Here is a 1,836-nt window from a genome sequence, read left to right as displayed (position 1 = left end):
AGTATAAAAAATAAATATTTTTTTCATAATGCTAAATCCTTTTATGATCACAATAAATTGATTTTATCAGTAGCCATTTTTAACCACAAATTTTTAAATATCTATCCTACAATGGATAAAACATTATTAATCGATTTTTGGAGGTATGGCTTTTAAGCCATTAAGATAAGTATGAAAAAGATTTTTATTATCTGCATTTCATTGTTATTTACAGCGTGTACTTTAAATGCTGATATTACTCCCTATGGTAATTCTCTTCCAGATGCAAGGATTGGAATATTTTACACCAGTGAAATAAATATAACTGGGGGCGCTGTATCAACTTTGGACTCGAATGGAAGAGAAAGATTTGTCGGCGAGATAATCCCATCAGATGTAGGATTAAGTTTAAAGTATTGCAACGATTCTCCAGCCCATAATTGTATAAAGATTCAAGGTATACCCGTAAAGTCAGGAATAGTTACTGTACGGGTATATGGTGGATTATTTGGCACTAACATAGCTACCGGCGGTGAATTCGACAAAACTTATTCCATTAGGATAAAATAGATTAATGAGTTGCACTGTAGCTTCACTAACATCTACAGATGTTATGTTATAGATTGATATCTTATAAAAAATCATTGGATTGTTTGAACAGTCTTCTCACCGATGCAAACAATTTCTTTTCATATCACCCCCAGCAATTCTGAATTATCATGGAGCCCAATGATTGCATACCACTCTCTGGGTAAAGTTCAAAAAGATATAGATTTTCCATACAATTACTATATCAGAGATCCCATTAAAGAAGGAGGGTATCCAAATTAAGATATCAGGCTTTACCTATGAAACCATATGTCTAGGAAAAGAGTTTAATAAACTTAAGAAATAAAAGTCGATTAACCCATTTTTCAAACTCTATACTATTGAGTATATATTTAAGTATACAAAAAATTTCATATAAATTTATATCAAATAAAAACAATGCATTGCCTAATAAAAGCGAGTCCGGCCTTCGCACCAAAAATCAGACGCTAAGAGCGTCTTTTTTTATGCCTGAAATTTAGGGCTTATGGTGTGTTTTCCTTCTGTCCACTCCCCCTGATATTTCACTTGCAGAAGCCCAGAGAGAAAAGAGATACAGCCAGAAAGTTAATTGCTAATGGTTTTGATCCCTGCGAAAAACGTAAAGAAGTGAGAGAGGGTTGCCGAAACAGATTTGAGTCGATAATGGTCTTGAACTCATTTCTGTTAACTTATTGAATTATTGTGAAGATAACCAAATTTCGCTGTGTCGTATTCAACCGGGAAAATCGCAACAAAATGGGGTTATCGAGTGTTTTAATGGTTTATTCCTTCGTGAATTTTTAATGTGGTATTTATTTGGATCGTAAAGCCAAGTTCGAAAATTAGCGTGGTTTGGGCTGCAAGGATATAACCAAAATCGAACTTACGAAAGTTTCAATCAGCCCCCATCGGAGGCCTATGGTAAACAGTTAGAAAACTCTATGTTGGTGTGTCTCAACTAACCCCACATTAACAATATAATCTTTAGTGACTGCTCCCCGCCGTAAACGGCGAGGCTTCCCACTTCTCAGACCGCAACCCTCTGTACGACGGATTTACGCGGGTCTCCATGGGCTGAAACGACGAGTCCCGCCGCGTGTAATTCCAATATGCCCTTGTGTCGGATATTGATTGCCGCATTGATATCTCGGTCATGTTCAACTCCACATTCAGGGCATTGCCAGATACGCTTATGTAGTGGCATTTCTGACATTTTATGACCGCAACAATGACAGGTTTTCGAACTGGCAAACCATTGATCCAGTTTTACCAGATGGACGCCTTTTT

General features: G+C 36.6%; 2 protein-coding genes and 1 pseudogene. 2 read left to right on the top strand and 1 reads right to left on the bottom strand.

Annotated features, from left to right (window positions below; genetic code table 11):
* Window positions 1–171 precede the first annotated feature (171 nt).
* Window positions 172–549: a hypothetical protein gene (locus BHE89_RS16040; protein ID WP_069369809.1), complete on the top strand. Its 378-nt coding sequence runs from the start codon at window positions 172–174 to the stop codon at window positions 547–549.
* Window positions 550–1,172: 623 nt separating this feature from the next.
* Window positions 1,173–1,511: pseudogene (locus tag BHE89_RS24370) on the top strand (integrase core domain-containing protein); the annotation flags it as partial.
* A gap of 65 nt (window positions 1,512–1,576) precedes the next feature.
* On the opposite strand, the gene BHE89_RS16030 reads toward BHE89_RS24370, so the two are convergent.
* On the bottom strand, window positions 1,577–1,836 hold a 260-nt coding region (locus BHE89_RS16030; protein WP_141008317.1), incomplete at its 5' end, for a zinc ribbon domain-containing protein.

Origin of the sequence: Shigella sp. FC1967 (genome assembly GCF_001743005.1) — a bacterium.
In the GTDB taxonomy this organism is placed as follows: domain Bacteria; phylum Pseudomonadota; class Gammaproteobacteria; order Enterobacterales; family Enterobacteriaceae; genus Proteus.
This window is presented reverse-complemented; position numbering and strand designations above follow the sequence as displayed.